A 19,338-nucleotide genomic window follows, 5' to 3' on the forward strand; every position below is an offset into this window, starting at 1 on the left:
TTTACACATAGCCGATATAAAATGCGTCGTATGCGAATATGTATACAAACGAAAAACCGCCCTCAGAACTGAGGGCGGTTTTTCGTTTGTAACTACCTGGTAATCAACGAGCCAGTGGAGGGATTCGAACCCCCGACGCGCTTGCGCATCCTGATTACAAATCAGGCGGAATCGACCGCTATCCGACACTGGCAACAATTCTCAACTCGTTTCCGAATTGTGATGCAAAAGTAGGAATTTTAGTGTGTCGGTGCAAGGCTATGCCTAAAAAAAGCAAAAAAAAGTGGTCTGATTTAAAATCAGACCACTTTTCATTTTGTCTATCAGCGGCTTATGCCTGGGCTACACGCAACTGATGCCGAAGGTCGTCCAGTTGCTTTTCAGCATCGGCGATTTTCCGGTCGATATCGGCGCGGAGTTTATCGGCATTTTTCGAGCGGGCAAAAAACTCGATGTTGTTGCGATACGTAGCGATATCGTTTTCAATCGAGGTAATGCGCCGACGGATGTCGCTTTCGCGTTTGTTATCAGGGTTGCCTCCATCGCGATTGCCCCGGTTGTAGTCACCCCGGTCGCGGTCGCCACGACCACCCGTACGGGTTGCTTCGGCTTCACTCTGGAGCATGATCCGCTCTTTATCTTTGGCCGGAATTTTACCCGTTGCGCCAACCAGTGCGTTTATCGCATTGATATACCGCTTCTGGGTCGACTGCATATCTTTTTTGGGAACGAAGCCGATGCTGTTCCACTCCTTCTTGAACTCATTAAGTTGCGAAAGATCAGCATTGGCGGTTGCCGCAGCTTCAATTCGTTCGATCAGCGCCAGTTTGTTGGCCAGGTTCCCTTCAAATTCACGCTCGGTTTCCTGATTTTTCGACCGTTTTTTGTTGAAGAACGCATCACAAGCCGCTTTAAATCGGTCAAAAATGGAGTTTTTCTGTTTCTCCGGCACCTGGCCGATGTTTTTCCACTGGCGTTGCAGTTCAATTACCGTCTGTGTAATTTCGGGCGACTCCTCTCCTGCTGCCAGGATGGCTTCTACCTGCTCGCACAGTTCGGTTTTAGCCCGCAGGTTTTCTTCCCGCTTGCTTTCGAGTTGCCGGAAGAATTCGCCCTTGTTGTGGAAGAACGTTTTCAGTGCCGCCCAGAATTTCTTACTCAGCTCTTTACCTTCTTCGCGTGGCATTGGCCCTTTGATGGCATTCCAGCGATCCTGCAAAGCCATTACCGCCTTCGTTTTGTCGTTCCAGTCGTTGATGCTGTTCGACGTAAATGAGGTAATGGGCACTAATTCTTCGTAAATGGCTGACTTTTCTTCGTATAACTGCGCCGATTCTTTGCGTTGCTCATTGGTTTGTCCCCGGCGTTTGTCATACAATACGTCCAGAGCGGCTTTCATACGACCCCAAAGTACTTCCTGTTCGGCTTTGGGCGCCGGACCAATGTGTTTGTATTCTTCAAACAGCGCGTTGGCTTCGTCGATTGTCTGGCGGGTAACAGGCGTTTCTTCCGCAGCTTTCGCCATCGCTTCGACCTTCTCGATCACCTCCGTTTTCAGGTTGGTATTGCGCTTCCGGTCAAGTTCTTTTAATTCAAAATAAATATTCCGGTTGCTGTAATAACGATCGACCAGCGCATGATAAGTAGCCCAGAGCGTAGCGTTGTGCGGAGAATTCATGTTTCCGGCAGCCTTCCACTCATCCTGAATTTTCTTAAATTCGTTCCAGCTTACTTTTGGATCACCGGCGTTATTTTCATCGGTTTCAACCAGTTCGCGCAAGCGGGTCAACAATTCAGTTTTCGAAGCGAAGTTGGTATCTTTTGCTTTATCCAGATTCTGGAAGTACGTATTTTTCTGACTCTTGATCAGTTTGTATAACTCATCGAACCGTTGAACGGCGTCGTCATATTTATACTCGAATCCTTCTTCAGAACCGGTTTCGGCAATGTATGACTGAGAGGCTGCTTCCCGCTCGGCCCGCTTCATCTGGTCGAACAGCGGCTTTACGTCTTTCAGCACCTGATCGGCTTTCTTGAAGTCACCGGGCGTAACGGCAGCAAGGCTGATAGCCGCCAGTTGCGTTTCGAGCAAATTAACAAAATCCTGCTTTGAGAACTGGCTGTAATCGACCGTCGACGGCGCAGGTGTTTCCTCCTCTGGCTCGTGAACCTCAGCGTATTGCGCCGTCATCTCTTCAACAACGGCCGCTTCGGACGCTGGCTCCGACGGACTCGCATCGGCCACGGGCGTCGTAACATCCGGAGTCGTTTCAGCAACCGGCTCACTTGTTTCCGGTGCTGACTCAGCCGTTGACGGATCTGTATTTTCTGATGCAACGGGCTCAGTAGACGCGGGAATTTCGCCTGCTGAAGCGGGGGTATCTGCTACAGATGAAACTTCCGGTGTCGATTCCTCTACCGGTGTTTGGCTTGGTGTTTCCGCGGAGTTAACGACATCAACGGATTCTGGCTGCGCGTTTGCAGCCGTATCTACTGGATCGGACATAGTTGTTTCACTATCCTCTACAGCAGGTTCTGGAGCTGTTGACTCCGAAACGGGTGTGGAGTTATCTTCGGGAGTATTTACTGCCAGCGAGTCAGTAGCCAGGTTTTGGACTTCCGGCTGCTGGTTAATTTCCTGTTCTTGGTTTGCCATGTTGGGAACGTACCGATTACTTTTGCAAAAGTACGACAATATGCGGATTTTCTTGTAGTAGAGTCATCAAAAGCCATTATCTCAACTCAGCAATGCCTTCAGCAATCAGCGACTTACGAAATGAATACACCCTAAACGGGTTAGACACCACGGATGTTTTACCAGACCCGTTTGCTCAGTTCCGGCAATGGTTCGATGCAGCCCTTCAGGCGGGCGTTCCCGAACCCAATGCCATGCACCTAAGTACGGTGACCGCAGAAGGACGTCCGGACGGGCGAATTGTGCTGCTTAAAGATGTGTCGGAGACAGGGTTTGCCTTCTACACGAACTACGAAAGCCGCAAAGGCCTTGAGCTGACTCAACAACCGTTTGCCGCCCTGACCTTTTTTTATCCCCAGCTCGAACGCCAGATACGCATTGAGGGGCTTGTTGAAAAAGTGAGTGCAGAAGAATCGGATGCCTATTTCAACAGTCGCCCGCGCGGTAGCCAGATTGGTGCCTGGGTTTCGCACCAAAGTGCGATTATCGACAGCCGCGAGGTGCTGGAAGAGCGGCAGCGTGACCTGGAAGCTCAGTTCATGGGCAAAGCCGTGCCCCGCCCACCCTACTGGGGCGGCTTTCGGGTGGTGCCCCATACGCTGGAATTCTGGCAGGGTCGCCCCAGCCGGTTACACGACCGCATTCAGTATCGCCGGACGGACCTTGCCCAACCCTGGCAACTGGAGCGGCTGGCCCCCTAGCAGGCGTCAATAACCACCGCGATCACCTTTCTGAGCAACTTATTACAGTAGGAAGTAGGGCTAGGATGGCTTACATGAAATAAAGCCTACTTCCTTACTTTTTATGCTTACAGAAGCACCTAAAACTACGTCCGGCACACGCAGTTTGATTAGCGTCATTGGGGCCTCATCGGTCGGTACGCTCATTGAATGGTACGACTTTTACATTTTCGGATCGCTGGCTACCGTGCTGGCTACCAAGTTTTTCCCGGAAGGTAACCCAACGGCCGCTTTTCTCTCTACGCTGGCTACGTTTGCGGCCGGATTTATTGTCCGGCCCTTTGGCGCCCTGTTCTTTGGCCGTCTGGGCGATTTGATCGGGCGTAAATATACGTTCATGGTCACCCTCATGCTGATGGGTGGGGCTACCTTCTTTATTGGCCTGATTCCGAGTTACGAAACCATTGGCTACCTGGCCCCTACGCTGGTACTGGTCCTCAGGCTTCTTCAGGGACTTGCGCTGGGTGGCGAATACGGAGGAGCCGCAACTTATGTGGCCGAGTACTCACCCGTGGGGCAACGCGGCTACTGGACATCCTGGATTCAGACGACCGCAACCATTGGCCTGTTTGTGTCCTTACTGGTCATTCTGCTGACCCGCAAATCCATGTCGAAAGACGATTTCGATGAATGGGGCTGGCGCGTTCCCTTCCTGGTGTCGATCCTGATGGTGTTCATTTCCTACATTATCCGGAAAAACATGCATGAGTCGCCCCTGTTTGCTAAAGCGAAAGCCGAAGGCAAAACCTCGACGAATCCGCTCAAGGAAAGCTTTGGCAACAAATACAATTTCAAATTTGTGCTGCTGGCCCTGTTTGGCGCGACGATGGGCCAGGGCGTTGTGTGGTACACGGGCCAGTTCTACGCCATGAATTTTGTCAAAACGGTCTGCAACGTCGACGCCATTCAATCCGATGAGTTAATGACGGTGGCGTTGCTTATGGGCACTCCTTTCTTTGTGGTCTTTGGCTGGCTGTCGGACAAAATCGGTCGTAAGGGCATCATGCTCTTTGGCATGCTGGTGGCCATTCTCTCCTACCGGACCATTTATGAGTCGATGTACCAGACGACCAACGTAAAGAACAAGCAGGAGATCGCAACTAGCTTCTCGGCTGACTCGACCGTAACACCTGACCCGAAAGTAGCGGGGGGCACGATTATGACCAAAACCATTAAGCGTACCTATACCGACGGCACACTACTAACCGAAGTAACTAAACTGAAACGCTCAACCGACCCAGCCACCGAACCGGCAAAACCCGAGAAAAAAAGAACGGTGACCGTGAATGATCATGACCGATGGTCGCTGATCTGGCTGGTTTTTATCCAGGTGATCTTCGTCACGCTGGTCTACGGCCCGATTGCTGCTTTTCTGGTCGAGATGTTTCCCGTCAAGATTCGGTATACGTCCATGTCGCTACCGTATCATATTGGCAATGGTGTTTTTGGTGGATTGCTGCCCGCCGTGGCGACCTACCTGGCTACGGGAGCCAACGAAGCCAATACCGCTGCCGAAAAAGCCGGGAAGGCATTGCCCTACGCAGCTCCCTATCTGGAAGGACTCTGGTATCCGATCATTGTGGCCGGTGTCAGTTTTCTGATTGGTCTTTTCTACATCAGGAACCGCGCACAAGTGGTTGATTAACGCTATCCGTTTTTAACTTTTACTTCCTATGAACACGGTAAAACGATTTTTAGGCATTGTCTGGCTGGCCCTGGCCACCCTGGCTGGTTACTTTGGCATTACGACGCTGGGTTTGCCCAAACTCACGTCCGGCAAGACAGACGACCTGGTGTTCGGCATCATCATTGTGTTTGTCCTGATGCCCCTGATAGTAGGTGGGTTGATTCGATTCGGCCTCTATGCACTGCAGGGCGAATACGACGACTGACCGTCAAGACGGCTATTTCTCGGGTGCCAAGCCACCCTAAATAGCCAATCAGGAAGTTTGGCCGGTAAATGTGCGCCAAAATTCCGCAGACCGTTTTACCTTTAACGGCTGAATACAACAATTCCCCAACAACGTCACAAACCCATGCGTATCCGAACCTTTGACGAATACCAGACAGCCTATCAAAAGAGTGTTGACGATCCTGAGTCGTTCTGGGCCGAAATAGCCCAGGAATTTCAGTGGCGTAAACCCTGGACCAAAACCCTGCAATGGAACTTCACCGAACCCAGTATAAAGTGGTTCATTGGTGGCAAATTAAATATCACGGAAAATTGCCTCGACCGCCATCTGGCCACGCGGGGCGACCAACCGGCCATTATCTGGGAACCAAATGACCCGCACGAAGCCGGAGTTACGCTCACCTACCGCATGCTTCACGACCAGGTTTGTCGGTTTGCCAACGTCCTGAAACGGAATGGCGTAGTAAAAGGCGACCGGGTTTGCGTCTACATGCCGATGGTTCCTGAACTAGCCATTGCGGTGTTGGCCTGTGCCCGCGTTGGAGCAATCCATTCCGTCGTATTTGGTGGTTTTTCGGCCCAGAGTATCGCCGACCGCATCAACGATGCACAGTGCAAATTGATCATCACGTCGGATGGCGCGTATCGGGGAAACAAAGAAATTCCGATGAAAAGCACCGTCGATGATGCGTTGCTGGGTTGTCCAACCGTTCAACGGGTCATTGTCCTGACCCGCACCCGTACGCCCGTCTCGATGCTCAAAGGGCGCGACGTCTGGTGGGAACAGGAGCTCAAGCAGGTCACCGCCGATTGTCCGGCCGAAGAAATGGACGCCGAAGATATGCTGTTCATTCTGTACACCTCCGGCTCGACAGGCAAACCCAAAGGCGTGGTGCATACCTGCGGAGGCTACATGGTGTATGCGACGTACACCTTCCAGAATGTGTTTCAGTACGAGCCGGGTCAGGTTTTCTTCTGCACCGCCGATATCGGCTGGATTACCGGGCACTCGTATATCGTCTATGGCCCCCTCGCTAGTGGCGCGACATCGCTGCTTTTTGAAGGGGTACCCACCTACCCCGATGCCGGACGCTTCTGGGATATTACGGATAAACATAACGTCAACATCCTGTATACGGCCCCGACCGCCATTCGGTCGTTAATGGGTTTCGGGCTGGACACGGTTGAAAACCACGACCTGAGCAGTTTGCAGGTGCTTGGCTCGGTGGGTGAACCCATCAACGAAGAAGCCTGGCATTGGTACGACGACAACATTGGTAAAAACCGCTGCCCCATTGTGGATACCTGGTGGCAAACCGAAACGGGCGGAATTCTCATTTCGCCCTTGGCTGGCATTACCAAGACCAAACCAACCTATGCGACGCTTCCGCTACCAGGTGTTCAACCCGTTCTGGTTGACGAAAATGGCGCAGAAATAGAAGGCAACGGCGTTAGTGGAAATCTGTGTATCAAGTTCCCCTGGCCGGGGCTGCTTCGGACAACCTACGGTGACCACGAACGCTGCCGCCAAACCTATTTTGCAACTTATCCGGGACTGTACTTTACAGGCGACGGTTGCCTCCGCGACGAAGATGGGTATTACCGAATCACGGGTCGGGTCGATGACGTGTTGAACGTATCGGGGCACCGCATTGGCACCGCCGAAGTGGAAAATGCGATCAACATGCACACCGGCGTGGTAGAAAGCGCCGTGGTCGGTTACCCGCATGACATCAAGGGGCAGGGCATTTATGCCTATGTCATTACTGATCAGTTTCCCGAAGGGCACGACGCCGACCTGACCAAACGGGATATTCTGGCAACGGTTAGTCGGGTAATCGGGCCCATTGCCAAACCGGATAAAATTCAGTTTGTCACGGGCTTACCAAAAACGCGTTCGGGGAAGATCATGCGCCGGATTCTGCGCAAAATTGCGGAGGGTGAAACCAGCAGCCTTGGCGACACCTCTACCCTACTCGATCCGGCTGTTGTCGAGGACATCAAGGCGGGGGCGTTGTAAAAAAGGTCGCCGACTTAATGAGTTGAGAACGCCGAACGGATGCCCGTTCGGCGTTCTTGTTTTTTTGAGCAGGTAGGCTTACTCCTCCAGAATATCCGCCAGCACCGTCTCAAAGCCGATCATCACATCCTCACCGGAGAGCGTTTCCGTAAAGGCTTTTGTTTCGACAGATTGTTCAGGCCGATAGATATACGTCAATTTTTCTTCCGGTGAAATTAGCCAGGCTAATCGGACACCATTGGCAAGCCACTTCTCCATTTTCTCTTTGACTAGGTCCAGATTATCCGAGTCGCTGGCTAATTCGAGTACAAAATCTGGTGCCAGATGAGGAAAGGAATGTTTCTCTTTTTTGCTCAGTGCTTCCCATTGTTCGCGTCGTATCCAGGCGACATCGGGCGCTTTCATTGATTTGTCCTTCAAAAAGAAGCCGCCGTTAGAATCAATCACCTTGCCAGCTTTAGCCTTACGATTCCAAATAACGAACTCGCCGTTTAACTCACTATTATTTGTACTTGTCAGCAGGTGGGTGGGAGACATATTAATGTATAAAATACCATTCTCGTCGCGTTCAATCGTTAGTTCAGGATTGGCCAGACAGAACCTCACTAATTCATCATCGGTAAAACCGTCGAGTTGAGGTATGTGCAGGGGAAGTTGCATAGTCAGGTGCGTTATCAGCTAATACCAAATCTACTGAATACTAAATTGCCATCAAAACGAATGTTGGTGCTTATATATACCGCAGCCAGCCAATCTCCGGGTGAGCTGTTTTGTACTTCCCGTACCATTTACAAAGAGGGTACAACAGAAGAACCAGGCCAAGCCATACTAGATAAACTCCGCCCAGAGAAACACCCGCATTGGCCGGTCGGCCAAAGTTCAGGGGTCCCGTTGGCAAATCAGCCAGTGAATAGCCCTGAAGCAGACTCATTCCGATCATGGCCAGATGCACCAGGTACCAGTGTAAAATGTAATAGAACATCGGCACTTTGCCATACACGGTGAGCCAGCGGGTAAACGCATTATCCTTCCCATCTACAGCCGATAAGAAAAGTAGCATCAGGCCCAGCATGAGCAGCGCATATAGAAGCGAAGGCGGATATTTGGTGACGTTGATAAACGATAAAACGGTGAACAGCCCGGTTTTCTGGGTAGACCAGGGTGCTGGGTCGCCGTATATATTCAGGACACGCAACAGGACAAATAAAAGCAAAGCCCCTAAACCGATGCGCATGAGCAACGGTTTTCGCTGCTCGATCGGGCGTTCGATCAATTGCCCTGTCGCAAAGCCAACCAGCATAATTCCCAGCCAGGGAACGAGTGGATAGCCTGCCAGCATAACGAAGTGCGGACTGAACGGAAAGAATTCCGTTCGGAATAATAACGCCCATACCACTTTCGCTGTCGGATTGGTGAACGCGGGCACCAACTGCAGGGTATTATGACCAAACAGAATGACCAGGCCAATAATGCCCACCCACTTAACGGGTAATTTCGCCAGGAGCGATAAGATAACCAAGCTGCCCCCAATGGCATAAATCACCTGCAACATCAGCGATTGAAAATGAATGTCGAACCAGAAGGCAAAGTTGACAACCGTTAGTTCGAGCAGGATCAGAACCAGACCTCTCTTCAGCAGAAACCGGCGGGCCGCTTTGTCATCGCCATGCGTTGCCTGTTGTTTCCTCAACGATAGATAAGCCGATGTACCCGACAGAAAAACGAACGTTGGGGCGCATAGATGCGTGATCCACCGGGTCATAAAGATCGCCGGTGTCGTCGTCGCCAGATCGGTCGGATTTTGGGTGAGGGCGGGCGTATGCAGCAGATCCCGAACGTGATCCAGGGCCATAATGACCATGACCAGCCCACGGATTATGTCGATGGCATTGACGCGCTTCATTTCTTATACCGGCACTTCGTGTTGTCCGCTTTCACGTAGTATGACTTATAATTCAGGGCTTTCGGATTCATACAACCAGCAAGGTCAAGCACCTCTATGTTCCGGAAATCAATGGGATGGCTTTCGGCTTGTAAGGCAAGAAATCCGCTACCAAGTGGGGTATTGGCCCGCTTGATCCAGTAATTCTCGGCCTCAGTACTAAATCGGCCGGCCTTCCAATCGTGGTCTTGACTCACAAAACCACCGCCCACCTGCGGACGCTGATAGGTCAATACGGTATCACCATCAATGAGATGATGAATGATCGAATCGCCCATCACAATCGCTTCGGCCGTTACCCAACGATCGCCATCATACGTTTTCGAGTCAGAATCCGTGCAATGTTCGGTATGAAGTTCCCCGTTCATGTATACCTGCGTGCCGGGAGTGCACAAGTTGCCCGTATGCCGCTCTCCCTTACCCAGACCACCCAGTAACTGCATTTCCAGGGAGACCGGGAACGTTTGATTGAGCGACAAACTTTCGGCCGATTGCGAATGGAGCATAATGCCGCTATTCCGAACATTCCAGGAGTCGCCCTCTGGCGTTTGATTCCCCAAAAACCGATACTGGAACCGCACCCGATAGTATGAATAGGGCTTCTTGTAATAGATATGCCCGTATTTCCCATCGAAGGTTTTGTACTGGTCATAGACAACGCGCATGATCCCATTTTCGACGCGAAACGTGTTTTGATAATTGTCGTTTAACGGTCGTCCGGCAATTTTTATGTCCCAGCCGGTTAGGTCTTTGCCATTAAAAATAGACACCCACTCCTCTTTACTGGCCGCTTTTTGCGCAGATGATAAGCTGGAGGTAAACAGAATAATATAGACGATGTATAGGAATGATTTCATACGTAGGAGGACGGGATAAATGACCTTAGGCTATTTTTGTCATGCTTACTTCAATACTTCGACCGTATTCAGTTCCGGGCCGCCACCATGATTGGCCGAGCCCGCAACGATGTAAATTTTTCCGTCATGAACAACGGCCTGCGTGCCATGCCGACCCTGTTTTAAGGTCGGCCCGGCGGTCCATTTGTTCGTTTTCGGGTCGAGTGCTTCGGCCTCGTTATGGGCCAGCAACTGCACCGTTTCGCCACCAATAATCCAGACTTTGCCGCCCTGGGTTACCGCCGTGGCCCCGGCTCGCTGCGTTGGAATGTTTGAACTGGCAGGCAGCGTTTCCCAGCGTCCCGTTTTGAAATCGTACACATCGACCTCGGCAATGGTTGTTTCGAGTACTTTATTGATACGCGCCGTCGAGTTACGGCCGCCCGCCAGATATAGTTTATCGCCCACCATAGCAGCTGTGATGTGATCGCGGGTGCGGGGTGCGTCGGGCAGTCGTTTCCAGGTGTTGGTTTTCGGGTCATACTCATCGAACCAGGCAACATGGCCGTCATAATGCCCGTCGGTGATACCGCAAGCCAAGTAGATTTTGTTTTTGTAGACTACTACCCCGGCCGAACCCCGAAGCCGTTCCTTCGGAATTTCGGGGCCCGTACGCCATTTTCCTTGTTTAGGACTGTAGATGTAGATGTTCGGCAAGGGCGTTTCGTGCGGGTATTTTCCCTGGAAAGCGCAGATGACATACAGCTCTCCGTTGTACGTAATGGCCTGAAAATGGTTCATCTCGACGGGTGGCGTCGGAAGGGTTTGCCACACCAGCGTTTTCAGATTCAGTGCTTCTAATGGTTTCATGCCGCGCCCACCGACTGCATATAGGCTATCACCAATGAGCGTTGCCGCATTCTCATGCCGGGTCGAGCAGGTATTCTGGGTGACTACGGGTTGCCAGCTCTGAGCCTGCCCGGTCAGGAAACTGCCCAGCAGACAAAGAAGCGGAACGTAATATACTTTCATAAACATCAATAATGAGAAGAAAACAAGACGAATCAATAAATCATATTTTCACCGGATACTACTCTAACTAACCATCGTTTTGCCAAACCAAACAGAATGGACTGACCAACAAGCTGATCGGATGGCCTACTCAACAGGAATGACGGTGGAATTTTTCACATCGGCCATGACAAAAAAACTACTGATGTGCAGCGTTCCCGGAATAACGGACAACTGCTCCTGATAAAAGTAATTGTAGGTTTCCATGTCGCGGCTGACGATTTTGATCAGATAATCGAACGTACCCGACACGCGATTGCACTCCAGAACATCCGGCAAAACGCGCACAGCTGATTCAAAATCGGCAAAGGCATCGCGGGTTTGTCGGTCAAGGGTTACCTGGCAGAAAACGATCAGCAAATTCCCTAGTTTCTTCTTATCCAAAATCGTTACGTAGCGATCAATGACACCTTCCCGTTCGAGTCGTTTGATGCGCTCATGAACCGGCGTTTTCGAAAGATTGATCTGCTGCCCGATCTCCTGGATCGTCAATCGGGCATTTTGTTGTAACAGCGTGAGGATCCGGCGATCCGTTTTATCTAAACCTTCCATAACGGCATTTTTACGGCGTGGGCTATGTTATCCGGCAATTTATAGATTTTTTTCCTTCATAAATAGCGTTGATAAGTACTTTATCCTGAAAAACAAGTTTCTATTAGAAAACAGACATAGCGACTTTACCTTTGTGACAAGGAATTAAACAACCCTCCAATCGTACTCATTCGTCATGGTTATTGGTGTTCCAAAAGAAATAAAAAACAACGAAAACCGCGTGGCGCTAACGCCCGCTGGTGTAACCGAACTACGTAAGCATGGCCATACGGTGTATGTACAGGTCAATGCGGGTGAGGGCAGTGGATTCGAGGATGAAGAATACATTGCGGCTGGTGCGACGATGCTCCCGACCATCGAAGACGTTTACGGCATTGCCGAAATGATCATGAAGGTGAAAGAGCCGATTGCCAGTGAATATAACCTGATCAAACAGGACCAGTTGCTGTTTACGTATTTCCATTTTGCTTCGTCAGAAGAGTTGACCCAGGCCATGTTGGCTAAAAAAGCGGTTTGCCTGGCCTATGAAACCGTGGAGCGTCCTGACCGTAGTTTGCCCCTGCTGGTTCCCATGTCGGAGGTAGCGGGCCGGATGGCGATTCAGGAAGGAGCAAAATATTTAGAGAAACCACTGAAAGGCCGGGGCATTCTGCTCGGGGGTGTACCGGGTGTAAAACCAGCCAACGTACTTATTCTGGGCGGTGGTATCGTCGGGACACAGGCCGCCAAAATGGCTGCGGGTCTTGGCGCACACGTGACCATCATGGATGTCAGCCTGGCTCGTCTGCGTTATCTGTCGGATATCATGCCGCCAAACGTGCAAACCATGATGTCGAACGAATATAATATTCGGGAGATGATCAAAGTTTGCGACCTGATCGTGGGTGCTGTGCTGATTCCTGGTGCTAAAGCGCCCCACCTCATTACGCGGGAGATGTTGAAACAGATGCGGCCGGGTACAGTACTGGTAGACGTAGCTGTCGATCAGGGCGGTTGCATTGAAACCTGCAGCCCCACCACCCACGAAAATCCAACCTTCATTATTGACGGTGTCGTTCATTACTGCGTCGCCAATATGCCGGGTGCTGTTCCATATACCAGTACGCTTGCCCTGACCAATGCCACATTACCCTACGCACTGCAACTGGCCAACAAAGGCTGGCAACAGGCTTGCCTCGACAACACAGATCTCAAAATGGGATTGAATGTCGTGGATGGTAAAGTGGTTTATAAAGGCGTTGCTGAAGCATTTAACTTGCCATTGACCGACGTGAGCACGCTGCTGACGGCCGAAGAAATGGCCTAACAAATATTACTTATTCATCGACAGACGCAGGTCGCACTCTTACGAGTGCGGCCTTTTTTTTGTAATTTGACCAGCAAAATAAGACTTCTCAGATGAACACAAACTCAAAAGCAACTGTACCGACTTTATACGAGTGGGCCGGTGGTATGGAAAAATTTGAAGCCTGGACCGACTTATTTTATCAGCGTGTTAAGGAAGACGCCCTTCTGGCTCCGGTCTTTCAGGGTATGTCGGCTGACCATGCCCGTCATGTCGCCCATTTTATTGCCGAAGTCTTCCGCGGTCCGACTACCTACAGTTCGGAGGAAGGAAGCCACTACGACATGATCCACCACCATTTGGGAAAGCATCTCACCGAAAGCCAAAGGCAGCGCTGGATCGGTCTGATCCTCGACACGGCCGATGTCGTCGGACTACCCGACGACCCGGAATTCCGGTCGGCACTGGTCGGCTATCTGGAGTGGGGCTCCCGATTAGCCGTTATCAACTCTAAAGCCGGTGTTGTCAGTGAAGAGGTAGATGCCCCGATGCCAAGCTGGGGATGGGGCGAAACAGGAGGTCCCTATATTCCTTAATCACTTTATAAATAGTGCGTCACCAGCGCAGTCCACTCGTCCTGTAAAGAGCCCTCAAAAACGGTAGCCCCGGCCCGGCGATACCAGTAACTGGCATTGAAGCGATCGCCTTCCTTTCGATGCAGATACGCGTGCAGCCGATCGTAGGGCGGCTCTCCTTCCCGACTTTGGGCGATGTTGTGGGCTTGCTCCCAGTCTCCCCTGGCATCGTACCAGAGTCCTTTTAGTACCGGATGAAGATCTGCCGGGGGTTCGCTTTGGCTAAGCGAAGTATTGAATTGATCCAGCGTCATTTTGGCGCGTTTTTTTGTGATAACAAATCCCTTACGTATGGCTCATAGGTGGGCGTAACGTAAATAGTATACTCGTTTAACGATACCGCCCGGTAGGGATGTTTCATTACCCGAGGCAGATACTGGCCAAGATTTTGAAAGTCTTTTTTGGGGATGATCGCCAGATCGGCGTTCTCCCACTGGTTTTGGGTTGGCCAAATGTTGTAATGCTGGTAAAAAAATGGAATCAGAAAATCGAAGATGAACACATTGGAGTGCGCCGGAATGGCGTGGCCCAGATCCCGGACAATAGCCACATCGGACTCCGGTAGCATAGGCTCCTTAATCGGGTCGTATCGATGTTTCACCATATTACGGAGCAGCGTACCCCATTGATAGTCCGGGCGTCCATATTGAACAATGGGAAATTGGCTGACAAATAGCAGTGAGCCAACCAGCAGAGGTTTCCAGGTAAATACGATCTTGCCCGCCCCGAACAAAACCCATACAAGCAGGCCATAGGTTACGGAGAACGTATAGACAAGTACGAACCGCGGAGGCCACGTTAATGAAACCAGGTCAAAATAAGGGTTTGTGCCATAGTAGGTGGCTCCCTGCACCCAGTTTGACGCCAGCAAAGCGGACTGCGCCACGGCATACACCAGCAGAATACTTCCCGATTGTCGCCAGTTTACCTGGTATAACCCGAACAACAACGCGCCAATGGAGGGCAACAGGAGGGCAACTGTCTGCATGAACAACAGGCCATTTCGGCGAAGAAAGACAGATTCATGCAACCCGTTCTGAATCGCCGTAAGGGCTTGCTGCAAACGGGGTTCCGGCTCAGCTGCGTGATTTTTATAGGATAAAAACGCCATTCCTGCGATAAACAGAACAGCCCAGCTTACCAGTACAATCCAGAACTTCGGCAGCGCCAGCAGACCAAAGACGTTCCGCTGGCGATCGGTGACGAGGTATTGTATACTTAAATACGCCAGATGAATGGCGCCGGCCAGTAAGGCCCCATCTTCTTTAACAAGGACAATCAATAGAGCCGTGAGCAGGAACCAGCCGGGACGCTTTGCCTGTAAGGCCAGAATGAAGAGAATGGAAAGCGGAAAATAGGTCAATTCGGGATGCCAGCCAATGCCCGGGTGGTCATTGAACCAGAACCAAACGGGGCCTGCCAGTAAAACGAATAGCATAAACCAGACGGCCCAGCTTGCCATTCGGGTACCAAGCTGACGAAGCAGTAAGCCATAACTCAACAGCGAAAGTCCCGTTTGAATTGTAAAAACCGCATAAGGACCGGCTATATAAATGAGCGGCCCCCAGAGTAGCATGGCATAATTGTTATGAATCCGGTCGTCGTATCCCCATATGTTTTCGTAAAGTAGTGGTCGTCCATTCATCCAGCTGCATGACGCCTGCAGAAAGATGTACATGTCATTGAACGTGTAGTACAGTCCCTGAAACCGGATAATCTTAAACCAAAAAAATAGAAGTAAAATCAGGCTACTGACAGCAACCGGAGCAATCCACTTTGTTCTCATACATAAACCAGGAGCCCATTGCAGGCAGTGATCGGCACATCTTGTGAAGCAAATTTACGAAATTACGATGGGCAAACGTCTTTCTGGCTGATCAATTTAATAATCTACCCATATTGGTAACAAAAGGAATTTTTAGTGCCAGTCTTTTTGCAATATCCCATCGAGTTGGGCATAAGGCACCGTAACCTGGATTGGCCCAACGGCATATGCAGCAATTTCGTAGGGATTATAATAGAATATCATACCTCTGGGGCTCATCCCTACATTGGCTGGCAGAAAAAACCGACCGTCGCGCAGAAAGTACCCTCGCTCTTCAAGGTTATTCTGAGGCATTACCTGCTGTTGCTCCCGAAATGCTTTTTCTACTAAATCAAGCAGTGCCGTTGTGTCCGAAACCATATCGGTGAGCGTTAGCATCTGGCCCGTTTTTCGGTCGAAGTTATAAAAAGACAGGCTGGAGTTTGGATGCGCACCACCCGTATAAGCCATGGTTTCGTACTTCACCGTCAATGCTTTAGGACCAACATGAACGGTGTCGGCAGTCGTCTTTACTTCCCAGCAACCACCCAGGTTACCTATATCTTTACGGACAACTTCATAATCGGTGGCGAACAGCGAAGCGGCTTTGGCCAGGTCCGTTTTTGCCTCGGGATGCTCGGCTACCGATGCACTGTCGAGCCAGCCCACGATACTGTTTGCGGCCAGCTGACGAAGGCTATCATTAATTTTTCGGGAGCCTTCTGTATCATCCTTAAGTAACACAAACGCGACAGAAACATCGACACCGGCATTTTTTGCCGTATCGCAGCGGTTTGAACCCGTAAATACGTACTGCTTTTTTTCGAGGGCGGGTGGCGTTGAATTTGTCGAATGGCAAGCCGTAACGATATAGAATAAGCCACAAAAAAATAGGGCTAAGATATGCTTCATGAGGACGTTGTCGTACTAGCAGCACTTGGCTGTCAGGATAAAATTTCCGACAAACCAGGCGCCCTATACTACAAACTTAACAAATCTTTAAACCGGATGGCCTGTCGACGGCTAATTTCAATTTTATCTCCTCCTCTAAGGGTAACCAGTAAACCGCCACTAAACCAGGGTTCGATCTTTTCAATCCACTGCAAATTGATAATATGTTTGCGATTTGCCCGGAAAAACGTAGCGGGATTGAGCCGATCTTCCAGTGCATTCAACGACTTGAGCACCAGTGGCTTCTGATCATCGAAATAGAGCCGGACGTAGTTACCCATCGATTCGAAAAGCCGCACCTTCCCTAGTTTAACGAACCAGCATTTTTCGCCGTCTTTCACAAAGACCTGATCATTTTCACCCAATATCTTCGTCGACGTACCAGCCGACGTTGTGTGAGCCGATTCCTGATTGTGCTGCTCTTCTTCTACCCGATGAATAGCCTCCGACAGACGTGCCAGTTCGACAGGTTTGAGCAGATAATCGAGGGCGTTGAATTCAAATGCTTTGATGGCGTATTCGTCGAAAGCCGTTGTAAAGATCACTTCCGGAGTTTTTCCTTCAATGGACTGTAGCAGTTCGAATCCATTTTTGCCCGGCATCTGAATATCCAGAAACAAAAGGTCCGGCTCCAGTTCTTCAATCATCGGAAGAGCTTCATCGGCGTTGGCGGCTTCGCCAATAATCTGAATTTTAGGAAAGTTTTCCAGCAACCGACGCAACTCGTTACGAGCCAGGCGTTCGTCGTCAATGATCAGGGTTTTCATTATAAGGGTTGAATGATAAATAATCGGTTCTGATTTGGTGTGTTTAAAAACCTATGAGCCGGGCCGTCGGAGCGGTTTCTAAAACCTCATAGGTTTAGAATAGACAAGAATTAATTTATCGCTCGTCCTTCATGGCTTTTTACTTTTTCGCGCCTGAACATTCCCTCCGATTGGGCAGGAATGGTTATTTCGGCACAAACAACAGGGTGCCCATGGAGGGTGTCATCTTCCTGGAAAATATGAAACTGGGCATCGGGGCCATACAGCAGTTCAAGCCGCTGCGAAGTATTGGCAAGTCCAAAGCCCCCGGAGGCTTTTTTATCGCCCAGAACGCCCGTATTTCGAATAATGATGTGGAGCTTATCCATTACTAGGCTGGATTTCACCTCAATAAACCCACCCCCTACCGCCGTCGACACGCCATGTTTGATGGCATTTTCGACCAGCGTTTGCAGCATCATGGGAGGAACCTGCCAGTAAAGGGTACGGCCATCGAGTTCGATCGATGACTCCAGGCGTTCCTCATACCGCACTTTTTCGAGGGCCAGGTAATCCTCCACGGTTTTGATTTCTTCGCGAAGTTCAACCGTTTTGCGCCGGTCGGCCAGCAGCGAATTGCGTAACAAATTAGAAAGTTGGGTAATGCTCTGCTGGGCTTTTGTTGGATTTTCATAGACCAGCGCCCGGATGCTGTTCAGGGCGTTGAACACAAAGTGCGGATTCAATTGCGACCGCAATACTTTGGCTTCGGTTTCCCGAATGCTCGTTTTGAGCAGTATTTTTTCGATTTCGGCATTCCGGTTCTCCTCCACATAATGGTAAGCCGTATAACTCAACACCCAGGCAAGCATGGTTTTACCCCAGGTCATGATATAGCCGAATAAGGGCCAGGGTTCGTCCATCAAATGCTGTGGGACAATGAGCCGATCCATGGGTAAATTGACCATGGTCATGATCAGGGCCAGTACAAAAACAGACAGTAACACCCGGGGAGCCAGTTGAAAGAAAGGCAGCCGCACCCAGTTCCACCGCCGAATCATGAGCCGGTAGAGATGAGTAAGGGTAATACCCAGAAAGATATTGGCAATGGCTAAATACAGTTCATCGGCCTGAAAGCCATCTTCCAGCAAATAGGCCAGATACTCCACCAAAATGAGGAGTGACCAGCCGAACAGCTGACAAAACCAATATATTCTTTGCTTCGACATACCTTTCTGTTACGGCCCCGCTACTCGTCAATCAGCGAATATAAATCGTTTAACTCCAGCGGATAGGTTATACTACACCAGTGGAAAAAAAGCGGGAAGGCCGGGTTCGTAAGCGGAAGAATAGACTGAAGCGATATAACGATTCTGCAGAAAGCATCAATCCGTTTCTCATCACTAGCTTGTCTTACTTTTTCCCTTATGCCATTGCCAGCGATAGCAGGTGCGCCGTATCGTTCGCCAACTCAATGGTAAAGGCCGTCGTGTCGTAGTCGTATTGTAGTTTGTACAGGCAAAGGTTACTGTGCTCGAACTGATCCATCATCGAAAGTGGCTGGTTGGTAATCCAGCACAGCAAAATACGCATGGCCCGGCCGTGCATGGCCACCAGAATGGTTTCTTCTTCAGGATGTGCCAGAATAGTGTTGATGGCTTCTTTTTGCCGGGCTACCACCTGATCCGGACTTTCTCCACCGTCGGTCGTTCTGGCCGTATTTCCCGATGCCCAGGCTTCGATCAGCGCGCGGTAATACTCATTTTCCAGATTACCGGGCGCTTTGCCTTCCATAACGCCCCAACTGATCTCATTCAGCCCGGTTAGTTTTTCGAAAGGCAGCCCAAGCTCAATAAAAGGTTCGGCGGTCTGGTAAGTCCGCTTGAGGCCTGAAATGTAAATCTTACTAAATGGCACGTGCTGGTAGGCCTGAAAAAAAGCCTGAGCCTGTGCTCTTCCCATCTCGTTGAGGTCTGAATCGACGCCACTGCCCTGGACTACTCCCCGCCGGTTATAGTCGGTTTCGCCGTGGCGAATCAGATAAATTGTTTTCTGTATCAATCGTCTCGCCTTGCCTATTGGCAATTTTTTCCAAATTTGAGTGCAAAATTACAAAAAACACCGTATTTATCTGTTTCAGAGACAAGGT

The 19,338-nt window shown here is 50.4% G+C and carries 18 protein-coding genes and 1 tRNA gene; 6 read left to right on the forward strand and 13 right to left on the reverse strand.

Going from position 1 to position 19,338, the window contains the following annotated elements; all coding sequences use genetic code 11:
* Positions 1–109 precede the first annotated feature (109 nt).
* Positions 110–193, reverse strand: a tRNA-Thr gene (locus ACYVAM_RS02970).
* Positions 194–331: 138 nt separating this feature from the next.
* Positions 332–2,656, reverse strand: a complete 2,325-nt coding sequence (locus ACYVAM_RS02975) for a DUF349 domain-containing protein (RefSeq protein WP_461063754.1) — start codon at positions 2,654–2,656, stop codon at positions 332–334.
* 92 nt (positions 2,657–2,748) lie between these two features.
* Between ACYVAM_RS02975 and pdxH the strand changes: the two genes are divergently transcribed.
* From pdxH to acs, 4 genes are all read left to right on the forward strand, one after another.
* The gene (pdxH, locus tag ACYVAM_RS02980) at positions 2,749–3,396 is read left to right on the forward strand and encodes a pyridoxamine 5'-phosphate oxidase (RefSeq protein ID WP_461063756.1); all 648 of its coding nucleotides are present in this window, start codon (positions 2,749–2,751) and stop codon (positions 3,394–3,396) included.
* Positions 3,397–3,499: 103 nt separating this feature from the next.
* Positions 3,500–5,080 (forward strand): MFS transporter, encoded by a 1,581-nt coding sequence (locus ACYVAM_RS02985; protein WP_461063758.1) that lies wholly within the window; start codon positions 3,500–3,502, stop codon positions 5,078–5,080.
* A gap of 28 nt (positions 5,081–5,108) precedes the next feature.
* Positions 5,109–5,327 carry a DUF6814 family protein gene (locus tag ACYVAM_RS02990; RefSeq protein WP_461063760.1) on the forward strand — a complete coding sequence of 73 codons (219 nt, stop codon included), beginning with the start codon at positions 5,109–5,111 and terminating at the stop codon, positions 5,325–5,327.
* Positions 5,328–5,447: 120 nt separating this feature from the next.
* The gene (acs, locus tag ACYVAM_RS02995) at positions 5,448–7,367 is read left to right on the forward strand and encodes an acetate--CoA ligase (protein ID WP_461064217.1); all 1,920 of its coding nucleotides are present in this window, start codon (positions 5,448–5,450) and stop codon (positions 7,365–7,367) included.
* A 78-nt stretch (positions 7,368–7,445) separates the two neighbouring features.
* Here acs and ACYVAM_RS03000 read toward each other — a convergent pair whose 3' ends face one another.
* The 5 genes from ACYVAM_RS03000 to ACYVAM_RS03020 form a co-directional block, all read right to left on the reverse strand.
* Positions 7,446–8,027 carry a Uma2 family endonuclease gene (locus ACYVAM_RS03000; RefSeq protein ID WP_461063762.1) on the reverse strand — a complete coding sequence of 194 codons (582 nt, stop codon included), beginning with the start codon at positions 8,025–8,027 and terminating at the stop codon, positions 7,446–7,448.
* Between the two features lie 70 nt (positions 8,028–8,097).
* The gene (locus ACYVAM_RS03005) at positions 8,098–9,270 is read right to left on the reverse strand and encodes a DUF1624 domain-containing protein (RefSeq protein WP_461063764.1); all 1,173 of its coding nucleotides are present in this window, start codon (positions 9,268–9,270) and stop codon (positions 8,098–8,100) included.
* The gene (locus tag ACYVAM_RS03010) at positions 9,267–10,166 is read right to left on the reverse strand and encodes a 3-keto-disaccharide hydrolase (protein WP_461063766.1); all 900 of its coding nucleotides are present in this window, start codon (positions 10,164–10,166) and stop codon (positions 9,267–9,269) included. The genes ACYVAM_RS03005 and ACYVAM_RS03010 overlap by 4 nt, the downstream gene beginning before the upstream one ends.
* A 45-nt stretch (positions 10,167–10,211) precedes the next feature.
* Positions 10,212–11,177, reverse strand: coding sequence for a Kelch repeat-containing protein (locus tag ACYVAM_RS03015; protein WP_461063768.1), 966 nt, complete (start codon positions 11,175–11,177; stop codon positions 10,212–10,214).
* Positions 11,178–11,303: 126 nt separating this feature from the next.
* Entirely contained in the window at positions 11,304–11,768 is a 465-nt protein-coding gene (locus ACYVAM_RS03020; protein ID WP_461063770.1) for an Lrp/AsnC family transcriptional regulator, read from the reverse strand.
* 175 nt (positions 11,769–11,943) lie between these two features.
* On the opposite strand from ACYVAM_RS03020, the gene ald reads away from it, so the two are divergent.
* The gene (gene ald, locus ACYVAM_RS03025; protein WP_461063772.1) at positions 11,944–13,074 is read left to right on the forward strand and encodes an alanine dehydrogenase; all 1,131 of its coding nucleotides are present in this window, start codon (positions 11,944–11,946) and stop codon (positions 13,072–13,074) included.
* A 92-nt stretch (positions 13,075–13,166) separates the two neighbouring features.
* A complete protein-coding gene (locus tag ACYVAM_RS03030) occupies positions 13,167–13,649 on the forward strand; it encodes a group II truncated hemoglobin (protein WP_461063774.1) in 483 nt (160 codons plus the stop codon).
* 5 nt (positions 13,650–13,654) lie between these two features.
* On the opposite strand, the gene ACYVAM_RS03035 is transcribed toward ACYVAM_RS03030, so the two are convergent.
* The 6 genes from ACYVAM_RS03035 to ACYVAM_RS03060 form a co-directional block, all read right to left on the reverse strand.
* The gene (locus ACYVAM_RS03035; protein ID WP_461063776.1) at positions 13,655–13,942 is read right to left on the reverse strand and encodes a hypothetical protein; all 288 of its coding nucleotides are present in this window, start codon (positions 13,940–13,942) and stop codon (positions 13,655–13,657) included.
* Positions 13,939–15,474: a hypothetical protein gene (locus ACYVAM_RS03040; protein ID WP_461063778.1), complete on the reverse strand. Its 1,536-nt coding sequence runs from the start codon at positions 15,472–15,474 to the stop codon at positions 13,939–13,941. Before ACYVAM_RS03040 ends, ACYVAM_RS03035 begins: the two co-directional genes overlap by 4 nt.
* Before the next feature lie 132 nt (positions 15,475–15,606).
* On the reverse strand, positions 15,607–16,404 hold the full coding sequence (locus ACYVAM_RS03045) for an RsiV family protein (protein ID WP_461063780.1): 798 nt from the start codon (positions 16,402–16,404) through the stop codon (positions 15,607–15,609).
* Between the two features lie 68 nt (positions 16,405–16,472).
* Positions 16,473–17,210, reverse strand: a complete 738-nt coding sequence (locus tag ACYVAM_RS03050) for a LytR/AlgR family response regulator transcription factor (protein ID WP_461063782.1) — start codon at positions 17,208–17,210, stop codon at positions 16,473–16,475.
* A gap of 110 nt (positions 17,211–17,320) precedes the next feature.
* Positions 17,321–18,418 carry a sensor histidine kinase gene (locus ACYVAM_RS03055; protein ID WP_461063784.1) on the reverse strand — a complete coding sequence of 366 codons (1,098 nt, stop codon included), beginning with the start codon at positions 18,416–18,418 and terminating at the stop codon, positions 17,321–17,323.
* Between the two features lie 196 nt (positions 18,419–18,614).
* Positions 18,615–19,250 (reverse strand): histidine phosphatase family protein, encoded by a 636-nt coding sequence (locus ACYVAM_RS03060; protein ID WP_461063786.1) that lies wholly within the window; start codon positions 19,248–19,250, stop codon positions 18,615–18,617.
* Positions 19,251–19,338 lie beyond the last annotated feature (88 nt).

The sequence above is a fragment of the Spirosoma horti genome (assembly GCF_054776595.1).